This window comes from Streptomyces sp. NPDC006261, from assembly GCF_040613515.1.
In the GTDB taxonomy this organism is placed as follows: Bacteria; Actinomycetota; Actinomycetes; order Streptomycetales; family Streptomycetaceae; genus Streptomyces.
This window is the reverse complement of the sequence record NZ_JBEXSI010000018.1, coordinates 68856-83325: the sequence shown is the minus strand read 5'-3', so window position 1 is coordinate 83325 and position 14470 is coordinate 68856. Positions and strand designations below refer to the sequence as shown.

General features: G+C 70.6%; 9 protein-coding genes and 2 pseudogenes. 7 read left to right on the top strand and 4 right to left on the bottom strand.

The genetic code is table 11. From position 1 onward, the window contains the following. Nucleotides 1–121: 121 nt before the first annotated feature. The 4 genes and pseudogenes from ABZ154_RS14260 (at nt 122) to ABZ154_RS14245 (ending at nt 2271) form a co-directional block, all read left to right on the top strand. Nucleotides 122–763 (top strand): superoxide dismutase, encoded by a 642-nt coding sequence (locus ABZ154_RS14260; protein ID WP_128848451.1) that lies wholly within the window; start codon nt 122–124, stop codon nt 761–763. Nucleotides 764–928: 165 nt separating this feature from the next. Continuing rightward, nucleotides 929–1093 (top strand): annotated as a pseudogene (locus ABZ154_RS14255) (helix-turn-helix domain-containing protein); the annotation flags it as partial. Between the two features lie 20 nt (nt 1094–1113). Continuing rightward, a pseudogene (locus ABZ154_RS14250) lies at nt 1114–1529 on the top strand (hypothetical protein); the annotation flags it as partial. 91 nt (nt 1530–1620) lie between these two features. Further along, complete coding sequence (locus ABZ154_RS14245) at nt 1621–2271, top strand: CatB-related O-acetyltransferase (protein WP_356832327.1); 651 nt, start codon at nt 1621–1623, stop codon at nt 2269–2271. Between the two features lie 212 nt (nt 2272–2483). On the opposite strand, the gene ABZ154_RS14240 is transcribed toward ABZ154_RS14245, so the two are convergent. From ABZ154_RS14240 to ABZ154_RS14225, 4 genes are all read right to left on the bottom strand, one after another. Beyond that, complete coding sequence (locus ABZ154_RS14240) at nt 2484–4028, bottom strand: aminotransferase class V-fold PLP-dependent enzyme (RefSeq protein ID WP_356832325.1); 1545 nt, start codon at nt 4026–4028, stop codon at nt 2484–2486. Next, the gene (locus ABZ154_RS14235) at nt 4018–5406 is read right to left on the bottom strand and encodes an MFS transporter (RefSeq protein WP_356832323.1); all 1389 of its coding nucleotides are present in this window, start codon (nt 5404–5406) and stop codon (nt 4018–4020) included. Before ABZ154_RS14235 ends, ABZ154_RS14240 begins: the two co-directional genes overlap by 11 nt. Before the next feature lie 128 nt (nt 5407–5534). Next, entirely contained in the window at nt 5535–5882 is a 348-nt protein-coding gene (locus ABZ154_RS14230) for a VOC family protein (RefSeq protein ID WP_356832321.1), read from the bottom strand. A gap of 81 nt (nt 5883–5963) precedes the next feature. Next, entirely contained in the window at nt 5964–6614 is a 651-nt protein-coding gene (locus ABZ154_RS14225) for a DsbA family protein (protein WP_356832319.1), read from the bottom strand. A 168-nt stretch (nt 6615–6782) separates the two neighbouring features. Between ABZ154_RS14225 and pepN the strand changes: the two genes are divergently transcribed. From pepN to ABZ154_RS14210, 3 genes are all read left to right on the top strand, one after another. After that, entirely contained in the window at nt 6783–9395 is a 2613-nt protein-coding gene (gene pepN, locus ABZ154_RS14220) for an aminopeptidase N (RefSeq protein ID WP_356832317.1), read from the top strand. 280 nt (nt 9396–9675) lie between these two features. Beyond that, nucleotides 9676–10773 carry a hypothetical protein gene (locus ABZ154_RS14215; RefSeq protein ID WP_356832315.1) on the top strand — a complete coding sequence of 366 codons (1098 nt, stop codon included), beginning with the start codon at nt 9676–9678 and terminating at the stop codon, nt 10771–10773. 251 nt (nt 10774–11024) lie between these two features. Next, complete coding sequence (locus ABZ154_RS14210) at nt 11025–14333, top strand: S8 family serine peptidase (RefSeq protein ID WP_356832313.1); 3309 nt, start codon at nt 11025–11027, stop codon at nt 14331–14333. The last annotated feature ends 137 nt before the right edge of the window (nt 14334–14470 follow it).

The following is a 14470-nucleotide window of genomic DNA, read 5'->3' as shown; positions in this document are numbered from 1 at the left end:
CATCCCGGGTCCTAGGCCGAAGGGCTGATCACCTCGAGGAACTTCCTGCTGTTAGCCTGCTCCTGCATATAGGTTGCAATAACAACTGGACGGCATTCCCAGCAGTCGGAGGGCTCGCACCATGGCCACGTACACGCTCCCGGAACTCCCGTACGACTACGCGGCGCTCGAACCGGTCATCAATCCGCAGATCATCGAGCTGCACCACGACAAGCACCACGCCGCCTACGTCAAGGGTGCGAACGACACCCTGGAGCAGTTGGAAGAGGCCCGCGACAAGGAGGCCTGGGGTGCGATCAACGGCCTGCAGAAGAACCTCGCGTTCCACCTCTCCGGCCACATCCTGCACTCGATCTACTGGCACAACATGACCGGCGACGGCGGCGGCGAGCCCCTCGCGGCGGACGGCGTGGGCGACCTCGCCGACGCGATCACCGAGTCCTTCGGCACGTTCGCGGGCTTCAAGTCCCAGCTGACGAAGGCCTCGGCCACCACCCAGGGTTCCGGCTGGGGCGTGCTCGCGTACGAGCCCCTCAGCGGCAAGCTCATCGTCGAGCAGGTCTACGACCACCAGGGCAACGTGGGCCAGGGCTCGGTCCCGATCCTGGTCTTCGACGCCTGGGAGCACGCCTTCTACCTTCAGTACAAGAACCAGAAGGTGGACTTCATCGAGGCGATGTGGCGGGTCGTCAACTGGCAGGACGTGGCGAAGCGTTACGCCGCCGCCAAGGAGCGCGCAGACGTTCTGCTGCTCGCCCCCTGACGTGACGCCGACACCCCGCAGACGTCCTGCCTCGTGATCGTCTTCTCAACCTTCACTTCGGCAGGCGGATGAACGGAGAGCCCTCGCGAGGACGTGACTCGCGGGGGCTTTCCCATGCCTCCACCTGGGTTTTCAGCTATTTGGCTCACATGCAGAACACGAGGCATGGAACCACCCTCCGCGGGTCCCGCTCCTGCTGCCGATGACGAGGCGAGTGTCTTCCGCGCGCCGGCCGACCCCACCCGGCGCCAGATCCTGGAGGATTTGCGCGGGGGCGAGCTGGCCGCCGGGGAGATCGCGAGCCGGTTCGCCATTAGCGCCCCGTCCATCTAACGCCACCTGGGCATCTCCTGCGCCCCCAACTGGTGCGCTGCCAGGCGGTGGCGGGCGTCTGCCTGCTCCGGATCGGCGGCGTCCGCCCCGGCTGGGCCCCGGCGGTGACCGGGCTGACGCGACGGTGGAGCCGGCGCAGGAGCTGCACGGGAGCGGGCTGTTCGCGGACCTGGCGGAGGCGTCGGAGTTCTTCCTTCTCGGCAACCGGGGCCTCTCCCCCAACGCCGGGGGCACACACCTGGGCGTCCTCGTACTGACCACGGGCGCCTGAAGGGTGACTGCGGGCCGGCCCCGTACCGTACGCTCCTCGTTCTTCGAGGACTCAGGCCGCTTCCCGCCGGGGAGAGCGGTGCTGGACAGCGCGCTGGTGATGCGGGGCGCGGCGGCGGACTGGTCGCAGGGGGAGCCGATGCGGGTGGAGTGCGGGACGGGGACGGCGTGGAGAAATCCGCGCGCCTCACCCGGGCAGGGCTGCCACGATGACCTTCGCACGTCTGCCCGTACCCCTTCCCGGAAGCGACCCCATGAGTTCTGCCCCCGTCCCGGCCGACCCCTCCGTCCTGCACCCGATGCCTGGCCAGCCGCGCGTGGTGCAGTTGAAGCCACTGGTCACCTCGGAGCTGATCGAGGCGGGGGCGTACTCGTACTACGACGACCCGGAACACGCCACGGAGTTCGAGACGCGGAACGTGCTCTACCACTACGGCCCGGAGCGCTTGGTCATCGGCAAGTTCTGCGCGCTGGGCACCGGTGTGCGGTTCATCATGAACGGCTCCAACCACCGTATGGACGGCCCGTCCACCTTTCCGTTCCCGACGCTCGGCGGCTCCTGGGCCGACCACTTCGACCTGCTGACGGACCTGCCCAACCGGGGCGACACGGTGATCGGCAACGACGTGTGGATCGGTTACGGGGCGGTCGTCATGCCAGGCGTCCGCATCGGGCACGGCGCGATCATCAGCTCGCGGTCCGTGGTCGTCTCGGACGTCCCGGACTACGGCATCGTCGGCGGCAACCCGGCCCGGCTGATCCGCACCCGCTACGAGGAGGCGGACATCGCACGCCTACTGGCGGTGGCCTGGTGGGACTGGCCGGCGGACCACCTGACGCGCCACATCCGTACGGTGATGTCGGGCACGGTGGCGGAGCTGGAGGCGGCGGGGGCGGGGCGTTGACTCCCCCTTGACCGAAGCTGCGGACCGACCCGCCCGGCTCCGGTCAGCCGTCGGACACACCGGCCTTCACACCGTCGGTGAGACTTGCCGGCTGGTCACGATTCCTCGTCCTCCGCAGTGACGCCCTCCATGGCGTCACGGATGAAGGGGCTGCTCCGATGAGGAGTGAGGGCCGCAGACCTCAGCGTGTCCCGATGGCTTCGGGCGACGCCTCATGCCTCGGCTCCGCTCCGCGGCTGGAACACCGACCCCACGAACTCCGTCAGCAGCCGTTCCTTCAGCCGGCTCGGCAGCGCGTCCAAAAGGAACAGAACCGGGGCCATCCTCTCCGGGAGACCCCCGGAACCGCCCGGCGGCCCCTCCCCCAGGCCCGCGAGGGCCAGGATGCCTGTCACGTCCTCCGGGGTGAGGGTATCGGGGTCCAAGGTCGCCGCCAGGTCGGTGAGGGCCGGGTCGGCGGTGACCGGCGGGAGGGTGCGGGCCGTCGTCAGAGCGGCGGTCAGGTCGGTGAGGAGGGCGTCAACGCGGTCGACCGTGGCGGGGGTCAACGTGAGGTGGAGGTTGGGCGGGAGGCCGTCGAAGGAGAGTTGTGGCTGGAGGTACCAGCCGCGTACGCGCATCTCGTCGGCCAGGTGCAGGAGGAGGCTCAGGTCCGGTGTGCCGGTGGTCCCGTCCGGTGTGGCGGAGGTGAGGACCGTGAACGCGACCAGGCCCGCCTCCGGTTCGCCGAGGATGTGGATCTCCGGGGTGGCGCGTAGACCTTGGATGAGGTGGTCGGAGGCTTCCGCCACGCGTGCGGCCAGGGATGTGTAGCCGTCCTCGCCGATGTGCTGGAGCACCGCCCACGCCTGGGCCAGCAGACCCGCCGACTTGGTGCCCTGCACCGTGGGGTTGACCACCGGGTAGCCCGGCCAGTCCGCGTGGGCGAAATACTGGTGGCGCCGGAGTTCGGCGCTCCGGTAGAGCACCACCGAGGCGCCCTTGTCCGCGTATCCGTACTTGTGCAGGTCCACCGAGATGGACGTCACGCCGGAGAGCGAGAAGTCGAACGGTTCGACCGTACGGCCCGCCCGGCGCAGGTACGGAAGCAGCCAGCCCCCGATGCAGGCGTCCACATGGCACAGCACCTCGTGCTCGGCCGCGGCCTCCGCGATCCTCGCCACCGGATCGATGACCCCGTGCGCGTACGAGGGGGCCGAGGCGACCACCAGGGCGGTGCGGGGTGTGATCGCGGCGGCCATCGCGGTGGGGTTCGCCTTGTACGTCACCGGGTCCACCGGCACCACGACCGGTTCCAGGCCCAGGTAGGCGGCGGCCTTGTGGAACGCGGCGTGCGCGGTGGAGGGGAGCACCAGTTGCGGGTCGGTCACGCCACGGGTCGAACGGGCCTGATCCCTCGCCGTCTTGACCGCGAGCAGGATTGATTCGGTGCCGCCGCTGGTGAAGGTTCCCTGGACTCCGGGGGGCGAGCCGAGGAGGGCCGCCGCCGCTCCCACCAGGTCGTTCTCCAGGCGCGCCACGCTCGGGAAGACCGTGGGGTCGAGGCCGTTGACGGTGGCGTACGCGGCGTAGGCCTCGGCGGCCAGTTCGTCCAGGCCCTCGCGCCCGGCGTCGTAGACATAGGCGAAGGTCCGGCCGCCCCGGGTGGGGGCGTCTGTGGTGCGCAGCGCCTTGAGTTCGGTGAGGATCTCGGCCGCCGGGCGGCCGGCGGGGAGCGCGGGCGCCTCGTGGCTGCTTGCGGTGGGGTCAGGCTGCACGGGTGGCGTCCTCCTGGGCGTCGGCGGGGTCCTCGCGGTGGTGGTGGAGCAGCCACAGGCTCGCGGCGGCGAGGAGTGCGGGCAGCAGGCTCATACCCGCCGTGATGCCGGTCAGCGCGGCGGCCGGCTGGGCGACCTCGTGGTCGGCGTCCGAGGAGCGGAATCCGGTCAGCGTGAGGACCAGCGCGAAGACGCCCGCGCCCAGCGCGAACGCCAGCGTCTCGGCCGCCGTCCACAGGCCGGTGAACGTGGCCGCGCGGCGCTTGCCCGTACGGGCGGTGTCGGCGGCCAGGGTGTCCGCGAGCAGGGTCAGCGGCAGGAGTTGGAGGCCCGCGTAGGCGACCCCGATGACCGCGACGGCGGCGTAACCGAGGGCACTGCCCACCTGGCCGGTGAAGGCGAGGGCGCCCGACCCGGCGACGTACAGCAACGTGGCGCAGCCCTGCGCGTACTTCGCGCCGCGCAGCCGGGCCAGCCGGGTCCACAGCGGCATGACCAGGACCAGCGGGCCGATCAGGCAGGCGAAGAGCGGGGTGACCGCGCCCGGTGAGCCGAGGGTGTACGTGGCGAAATACTGGACCCCCGCCAGCATCACACCGACCGCCAGCGCCTGGAGGAACCACATGCCGGCCAGGAAGAGGAAGGGCCGGTTCGTGCGGGCCACGGCCAGTTGGGCGCGGAGGGAGGGTTCGGCGGTGGAGCGGGCCGCCGCGGGGGCCCACCGGGTGGTGAACCATGCGCCGAACATGCCGACCGCGAGCAGGACGGCCACGGCGATGCCCATCAGCCGGTAGCTCGCCGGGGTACCGCCGTCCGCATGGGCGATGGCGGGGGCGACAGCGCCGGAGAGGAGGATCGCGGCGCCGAGGAAGCCGACCCGCCAGCTCAGCACCCGGCGGCGCTCCGCCGGGTCGTCGGTGATCTCGGCGGGCATCGTCACGTACGGCACCTGGAAGATCGCGTAGGCGGTCGCGGCGAGCAGGAAGAGGGCGGCGACGTATGCGGCGGCGGCCATGCCGCGCAGCGGGGGCGCGGCGAAGATCAGCGCGAAGAGCGGCGGCAGGGTGCACGCGCCGATGAGGAGGAACGGACGGCGTGGGCCGCCGCGCAGCCGGCTGCGGTCGGAGAGCGCGCCGACGAGCGGATTGATCAGGACGTCCCAGGCCTTGGGCAGGAAGACCGCGGCACCGGCGAGGGCCGGGGAGACGGCGAGCACGTTGGTCAGGTAATACAGCAGGATCAGGCCGGGCACGGTGGCGAAGGCCCCTGTGCACAGCGAGCCGAGGCCGTAACCGATCCGCACCCGGCGCGGGAGGAGCGGGCCCGGCCTCCCCGGGCTCCGCTCCGTACCGCTGTCGTGGCGGCTTTCGGTCGGCATGGCGCAGATCATGAACGAGAGTTCGACCGCTGGGCAAGGGGTGCGGCCGGGCGGCGGGGCGTTGGGCCCCCGGTCAGCGCGGCACCGGTGCCCTCCTCGGCGCGTCGGCGGCCGTCCTCGTCAGCGCGTCAGCGCGTGCCCTCGTCGGCCAGGCAGAACTCGTTGCCCTGCGGGTCCTGCAGGACCGTCCAGAACAGCCCGTGCATGGAGTGTTCGCCGATCACCGTCGCCCCCAGCCCCACCAGACGCTCCACGTCCGCCCGGCGGTCGGGGGACGCGAAGTCGACGTGCACCCGGTTCTTGACGGACTTGGGCTCGGGCACCCGCTGGAAGCCGAGGACCAGGGGGGTGGCCGGGACGAGGACGAACTCGCCGTAGTCCTGCGTTCCGTCCACTCCCAGCGCCGTGGCCCACCAGGCGGCCAGCGTCTGCGGGTCGGGACAGTCGATCGTGATCATCTCCGGTGAGATTCGCATGGTCCTCACCGTACGGTCCACCACTGACAACGGGCCGGGAGCACGCGCGTGCTCCCGGCCCGTGACCACCGGAAAGGACCTTCAGTCGAAGATCGGGCCCTGCGTGCGGGTCCGCTTGATCTCGTAGAAGCCGGGGATGGAGGCGACCAGCAGCGTGCCGTCCCAGAGCTTCGCCGCGTCCTCGCCCTTGGGTGCGGGGGTGACGACGGGGCCGAAGAAGGCGACCGGCTCGCCGTCGGCTCCGGGCACGGCGATGACCGGGGTGCCGACCTCCTGGCCGACCTTGTCGATGCCCTCCCGGTGGGAGGCGCGCAGCTCGGTGTCGTACGTGTCCTTGTCGGCGTACTCCACCAGGTCCTCGGGCAGGCCGACGTCCTTCAGGGCGCCGACGATCGCCTCGCGGGTGGGGCCCTCGTCGTTGTTGTGGAAGCGGGTGCCGAGGGCCGTGTAGAGGGGGCCGACGACCTCGTCGCCGTGGAGCTGCTGGGCGGCGACGACGACCCGGACCGGGCCCCACGCCTTGTTCTCCAGCAGGTCGCGGTACTCCTCGGGCAGTTCGTCCAGCTTGTCCTCGTTCAGGACGGCGAGGCTCATCACGTGCCAGCGGACCTCGATGTCGCGGACCTTCTCGACCTCGAGGATCCAGCGGGAGGTCATCCACGCCCACGGGCAGAGCGGGTCGAACCAGAAGTCGGCCGGGGTCTTACCGTTCGCGGGGGTGTTCTGGGACATCTCTCTCCTCGGATAAGGCCTGTTGCTGCTGTGGTCGGGAACGCCGCAGCAGGGCCTCCCATTCCCGGGCAGGGCAGTCCGGCAGCACCGGATACCGGTCCTCCGGGACGCGTGCAAGGATCAATAGGTTCGAACACGACACATGACGCGCGTCACGAAGGAGTGCCCGTGCCCGGTGAAAACCTGTCCCGCGACGAGGCCCAGAAGAGGGCCGAGCTGCTGACCGTCGACGGTTACGAGGTCGCTCTCGACCTGCGTTCCGCCGTCGGCGAGCCCGAGGGGGCCGACGGGGGCAAGGACGGGGGCGACGAAGACGCCGGTCCGCGGACGTTCCGGTCGCTGACCACGATCCGGTTCCGCTCCGCCCGCGCGGGCGCCTCGGCCTTCGCCGACCTGGTGGCGACAGGCGTGGACGCCGTGACGCTGAACGGGAAGGCCCTCGACCCGGCTGCTGTCTTCGACGGGGTCCGGGTGGCCCTGGACGGGCTCCTGGAGGGCGAGAACGTCCTCGTGGTCGACGCCCGGTGCGCGTACAGCAGGACCGGCGAGGGCATGCACCGCTTCGTCGACCCGGAGGACGGCGAGGTCTACCTCTACACGCAGTACGAGCCGGCCGACGCCCGCCGCGTCTTCGCCAACTTCGAGCAGCCTGACCTGAAGGCCCCCTACCGCTTCCAGGTGACCGCGCCTGAGGGCTGGCGGGTCTGGTCCAACGGCGCCGAGGAGTCGCACGAGGGCGGGGTCTGGCGGTTCGTGGAGACCAAGCCGATCTCCACGTACATCACGGCCGTCGTCGCCGGTCCGTACCACTACGTGACCGACCACTACAGCCATACGTTCGACGACGGCACCACGCTGGAGATCCCGCTCGGCGCGATGTGCCGCAAGGGGCTCGCCAAGCACTTCGACGCGGACGACGTCTTCCTGGTGACCAAGCAGGGGCTGGACTTCTTCCACGACAACTTCGACTACCCGTACCCCTTCGGGAAGTACGACCAGGCGTTCGTGCCGGAGTACAACCTCGGGGCGATGGAGAACCCGGGCATGGTCACCTTCCGCGAGGAGTACATCTTCCGCGGCAAGGTCACCTCGGCGGCCTACGAGCGGCGCGCCAACGTCATCCTGCACGAGATGGCGCACATGTGGTTCGGCGACCTGGTCACCATGGAGTGGTGGGACGATCTGTGGCTGAAGGAGTCCTTCGCGGACTTCATGGGCTCCTTCTCGATGGTCGAGGCGACCCGCTTCACCAACGGCTGGATCACCTTCGCCAACAACCGCAAGGCCTGGGCCTACCGCGCCGACCAGCTGCCCTCCACGCACCCGATCACGGCCGACATCCGTGACCTGGAGGACGCCAAGCTGAACTTCGACGGCATCACGTACGCCAAGGGCGCCTCCGTACTGAAGCAGCTCGTGGCGTACGTGGGACGTGACGCCTTCCTTGAAGGCGCGCGGCGCTACTTCAAGAGTCACGCGTACGGCAATACGCGCCTGGGTGACCTTCTTTCGGTGCTGGCGGAGACCTCCGGCCGTGACATGACGGTCTGGTCGCGTTCCTGGCTGCAGACGGCCGGTGTCAACGTGCTGACGCCCGTCGCGACGCACGACGCGGCCGGGAAGCTGACCGAGCTGGCCGTCGTCCAGGAGGCCGCGGCCTCCCACCCGGAGCTGCGCCCGCACCGGGTCGCGGTCGGTCTGTACCGGCGTACGCCCGCGGGTGAGCTGACGCGTTACGCGCGGGCCGAAGTGGACGTGGCCGGGGAGCGCACGGTGGTCAAGGAGCTGGCCGGGACGGAGAAGCCCGACCTGATCCTGGTCAACGACGACGACCTCACGTACTGCAAGGTCCGCTTCGACGAGGGGTCGCTCGCCACCCTCCGCGACCACCTGGGCTCCATCACCGACCCGCTGGCCCGCGCCCTGTGCTGGTCGGCGCTGTGGAACCTCACCCGGGACGCCGCTCTGCCCGCCCGCGACTTCGTCGCGCTGGTGCTGGCACACGCCGGGCGCGAGAGCGACATCGGGGTCCTGCAGATGCTGCACGCCTGGGCGCAGTCGGCGCTGGTGAACTACGCCGCCCCCGCCTGGCGCGAGGAGGGCGGCCGGGCGCTGGCCGGGGGCGCGCTGCGCGAGCTGCGGGCCGCCGAGCCGGGCAGCCAGCACCAGCTGACGTGGGCCCGCTTCTTCGCGGCCGTCGCGGGTTGCGAGGCGGACTTCCAGCTGCTGGGCGAGCTGCTGGAGGGCACGGCCCGGGTCGACGGGCTGGAGATCGACCAGGAGCTGCGCTGGGCCTTCCTCTCCCCGCTCGCCTCGCACGGGGTGGCGGACGAGGCAGCGATCGATGCCGAACTGGCCCGTGACGACACGGCGTCCGGCAAGCGCCACCACGTACGGTGCCTGGCCTCGCGCCCCTCGGAGGCGGTCAAGGCGCAGGCGTGGGCGGCGGTCGTGGAGTCGGACAAGCTGTCCAACGCCCTGGTCGAGGCGACGATCGCGGGCTTCGAGCAGCCTTCGCAGCGGGCGCTGCTGGCCCCGTACGCGCGCCGCTACTTCGAGGTGATCGAGCGCGTGTGGGCGGAGCGGTCCATCCAGATCGGCATGCACGTGGTGAAGGGGCTCTTCCCCGCTCTCCAGGACAGCCCGGAGACCCTCGCGGCGACCGACGCCTGGCTGACCGGCCACGCGGAGGCCGCTCCTGCGCTGCGCCGGCTGGTGCTCGAGGCCCGGGACGACCTGGCGCGAGTTCTGCGCGGCCAGGAGTGCGACGCTCGGGCGTAAGCGGGCGTGAGCGGGCGGCCCCGGCCGGGGGCTCAGCGGGTCTCGGAGGGCTCGCCGGTCAGGGTCGTCGGACAGGCCCCCAGGAGGGGCGCGCGGGTCCGGTGTGTGCGCGGCGCGAAAACAGCGCTCGCACATCCGCCCCACGCGCCCCTTCCCATTTTCCGCGTGATGACCCTTTTCGGTCCTCGAACGCCCGTACTTTAGGGCGGCGTTGTCCGGAATTGTCGACGGGCGTGTAACAGGGGGTAGGGCACCCTGGGCCGGCGGGAAATCATCGACCATGACCCAGAACACCCCGCCCTTCCCCCTGTCCCCGCTGTTCCCCCGCCCCCTGGACCACCTCCTGGACGTGACGCACCGCGTCCTGTCCGCGGCTCAGCTCCGCGCCCGGGGCGTCTCCGCCGGGCAGACGTCCGCGCAGTGCCTGCCCGGCGGTCCCTGGCAGCATCTGCTGCCCGGTGTCTACCTGCTGCACCCGGGCCCGCCGAGCGGCCAGGAGCGGCTGCACGGCGCCCTGTTGTACGCGGGCCGCCCGCCGGCCTCCTCCCGGCGTACGGTCCCGGAGCCGGTGGACGCGGGGTTCGGCGAGGCGATGGTGACCGGGCAGGCGGCGCTCGCGCTGCACGGCTTCGCCGCGGCGCCGGACCTCGGAGCGCTGCACCGCGTCGACGTCCTGGTGCCGCGCACCCGGCGGCTGCGCTCGACCCGGTTCGTTGAGGTGGTGCGGGCGAACGCCGCGCTGCCCGCACCGGTGCGGCTGGCCGGGGTGCCCGTCGCCCCGGTGGAGCGGGCGCTGGCCGACGCGGTGGCGGGGCTGGGCGAAACGGCGGACGTGAGCCGGCTGCTGACCGAGGCCGTACGGGCCGGGCACAGCGAACCGGCCGCCTTGGTGCGGGAGCTGAGCGCGGCGAGGCTGCTGGGGCGGCCGGCGGTGGTGGGTGCGGTGGAGGCGCTGCTGGCGGCGGGGCGGGCGGTGGCGGAGGAGCGGCTGTACGCGATGGTGCGCGAGCACGGGCTGCCGGAGCCGCTGTGGAACGTGGACCTGAGGCTGCCGGGCGGGCCGGAGCTGGGCGGGGTCGACGCGTACTGGCCGGATCTCGCCGTCGCCGTCGAGCTGGACACCCGGGCGCCCCGGTCCGGTGCACCGGAAGAGGGACGGCGGGACGGGAACCCGGACGCGGGACGCGTGGAGGACCCGCAGGGGTCCGCGTACGCCGCCCGGCGGGACCGGCTGGAGCGGCTGGGGGTCACGGTCCTCCACCTCACCCCGAGGAAGCTCCGCGAGGCGATGGACCAGCAGGCCACGGTGGTGCGTACGGCACTGATGGCGGCGAACGACCGGGAACCGGCCGCGTATCTGGTGGTGCTGCCGCGGTGAGCCGGGGGCGAGGTGTTCCAGGTGCCACCGGTCCGGACCACCAGGCGCGTGGTCCGGACCACAGAGCCGGAATCAGTGGTTCCAGCAGACACTTTCGCCTCTTTCGTCCCGCGTGACGCATCGTCCCCCGTGGCGGATTTATGCCATGTACCTGTCTCGTCTCCGTCAACTCTCTACAAAGCCCTGTCATTTACGACAGTCTGAGCGGTCATCCGGTACCGAATTCCGGACTCTCTCTTTCAATTACAGGGATGCTGATGACCAAGGAATCCCCCAGCTCCATATCCGGGACGAGACGCGCCGCGCGCGTAGCGGCCGCTGCCGGCCTGGCTGCCGCCCTCGCGGCCGCCGGCGCCGCGCCGGTGTTCGCCGTCGACGACCCGGCACCGGCACCCGTCAAACCGGCCGCCACGAGCGACCGGGGCGACAAGCTCGGCAAGGCCGACGCCGAGGTTCTGGCCAAGGCCGAGGCCAAGGGCGAGAAGAACGTCACGATGATGATCGCCACCACCCCGGGGGCGACCGAGCAGGTCACCGAGCAGCTGGACGCCGTCAAGGGCTCCGTGCTGGGCCAGACCTACGACAAGCTCGGCTACGTACGGGCGACGGTGCCGACCAGCACCGCCGAGGCCACCATCGCGGCGGCCTCCAAGCTGAAGTCCGTTCTCGGTATCGATCTCAAGCAGGAGATCAAGCTGGACGACCCGACGCCCTCGGGCGACCGGGCCGCGGGGGCCAAGCAGCTGAAGGCCACGGGAAGTTACGCGGCTCCGGGCAAGAACACCCCGGCCGCCAACCCGTACAACCCCTCCTTCGAGACGGGTGCGGTCGAGTTCGTCGAGAAGAACCCGCAGGCCGACGGCCGCGGGATCACCATCGGTGTCCTGGACTCCGGTGTCGACCTCGGCCACCCGGCGCTGAAGAAGACCACCACCGGCGAGCGCAAGATCGTCGACTGGGTCACCGCGACCGATCCGGTGAACGACGGCGACGGCACCTGGCTGCAGATGTCCGAGACCGTCACCGGCCCGACGTTCACGTCCGGCGGCAAGACCTACTCGGCTCCGGCGGGCAGCTACAAGTTCGCCACCTTCGCCGAGTCGGCCACCACCGGCGGCGACATGGCGGGCGACCTCAACCGCGACGGTGACACCACCGACGTCTGGGGCGTGCTGTACGACGCGGCCAAGGGCACCATCCGCGTGGACCTGAACGAGAACGCGGACTTCTCCGACGACACGGCCCTCAAGCCGTACAAGGACAAGTTCCAGGTCGCGTACTTCGGTGAGGACGACCCGGCCACCAAGGTCGTCGAGCGCATCCCGTTCGTCGTCGAGACCCGTAAGAACGTGGTCTACAACGCGGCGGGCGCCAAGGCCGACTACGTCAGCATCGGCGTGATCGAGGGCTCGCACGGCACGCACGTCGCGGGTATCACCGCGGCCAACGGCCTGTTCGGCGGCAAGATGAACGGCGCGGCGCCCGGCGCCAAGGTCGTCTCCTCGCGCGCCTGCACCTGGTCCGGCGGCTGCACCAACATCGCGCTGACCGAGGGCATGATCGACCTCGTCGTCAACCGCGGTGTCGACATCGTCAACATGTCGATCGGCGGCCTGCCGCCGCTGAACGACGGCAACAACGCCCGCGCCGAGCTCTACAAGCGCCTCGTCGACATCTACGGCGTCCAGCTCGTCATCTCGGCCGGCAACAGCGGCCCGGGCCTCAACACCATCGGTGACCCGGCCCTGGCCGACCACGTCATCTCGGTGGGCGCGTCGATCTCCAAGGAGACGTGGGCCGCGAACTACGGCTCCAGCGTCACCAAGAAGTACGACCTGCTCCCCTTCTCCTCGCGCGGTCCGCGTGAGGACGGCGGCTTCACGCCGACCATCTCGGCTCCGGGCGCGGCGATCAACACCACCCAGACCTGGTCCGCGGGCGGTCCGGTCAAGGAGGCGGGCTACGCCCTGCCGCCCGGCTACTCGATGCTCCAGGGCACCTCGATGGCCTCGCCGCAGGCCGCCGGTGCGGCAGCCCTGCTGCTCTCCGCCGCGAAGCAGAAGGACCTGGAGCTGCCCCCGGCCGACCTGCGGGTCGCGCTGACCAGCTCGGCCACCCACATCAAGGACGTGCCCGCGCACGCCCAGGGTTCCGGTCTGATCGACATCGTCGGTGCCTGGAAGCTCATCACCAAGAAGGGCAACCCGGCGCACGAGTACAAGGTGAAGGCCCCGGTCGACACCGCGATCGACTTCGCGCTCAAGGACCCGGGCTTCGGCACCGGTCTCTACGACCGTGAGGGCGGCCTCAAGGTCGGCGAGACGAAGGTCTACGAGATCACCGTCAACCGCACCACGGGCCCGGACCGCAACGTCCAGCACAAGCTGTCGTGGAAGAACAACGACGGCACCTTCAAGCTGAGCAGCCCCGAGTACGTCTCGCTGCCGCTCGACACCCCGGTGAAGCTGAAGGTCACGGCGAAGGCGAAGACCGCGGGCGTGCACAGCGCCATCCTGGAGCTGGACGACAGCAAGACCAAGGGGATCGACCACCAGGTCCTCTCCACGGTCGTCGTCGCGCACGAGCTGAACCACCCCGGTTACGCGTTCAAGTCGTCGAGCTCGGTGCAGCGCAACGGCACCACCTCGTACTTCATCAACGTGCCGCAGGGCGCCAAGACCCTCGAGGTCGCCCTCAGCGCGCTGCGCTCGGGCAGCCAAACCCGGTTCATCGCCCTGCACCCGTACGGGACGCCGGTCGACCCGACCTCCACGGTCAACTGCTACCCGAACTACGAGAACCCGGCCAACACCTGCCGTCCGGACGTGCGGTCCTACAAGGACCCGTACCCCGGCGTGTGGGAGATCGAGGTCGAGTCGCGCCGTACGTCGCCGCTGCTGGACAACCCGTTCAAGCTGGACGTCTCGCTGCTCGGCGCCACCTTCGACCCGGCGGTGCAGACCATCGCCGAGGCGAAGATCGGCGCTCCGGCCGCGGTGAACTGGAAGGTCACCAACGGCGCGGCGGCTCTTGAGGGCAAGCTCAAGGGCGGCTCGCTGGGCTCGGCCAAGGTCGACAAGCCGTCGATCTCCACCGGCCAGACCCGCCAGACCACGGTCACCATCGGTGCGGGCGTCGAGAAGCTCGACTTCGCCATCGGCGGCACGTCGGACGCCAACGCCGACCTCGACCTGTACGTCTTCCGGGGCGCCACGCAGGTCGGCAGCGGCACCAGCGCCGGCTCCGAGGAGAAGGTCAGCCTGACCAACCCGGCCGCCGGTACGTACACGGTCACCGTCGAGGGCTACTCGGTTCCGTCCGGGTCGACCGCCTACGACTACCGCGACGTGTACTACGCGGCTTCGCTCGGCACCCTGAAGGTCGACGCGTCGAAGACCTACAACCTCGCGAACGGCGCCTCGGCGCAGGTCGGCGCCGAGGTCGTGGTCGCCGGTGCGGCGCCCGAGGGCCGGCAGTTCTTCGGTGAGGTCCAGCTGGTCAACGCCCGCGGCACCGCCGCGGGCACCGGCAGCGTCGTGATCGAGAAGGTCACGCCGTAACGGATCATTTCCAACAGGTCGTGATCGACGGCGGGGCGGGCGCTCTTCATGAGCTCCCGCCCCGCCGTGCGTGTTCATCGTCACACCGCGGCGACGGCCGCCGCAGATGTTCCCCCTGGCCCGTCCGGCCGATGCAG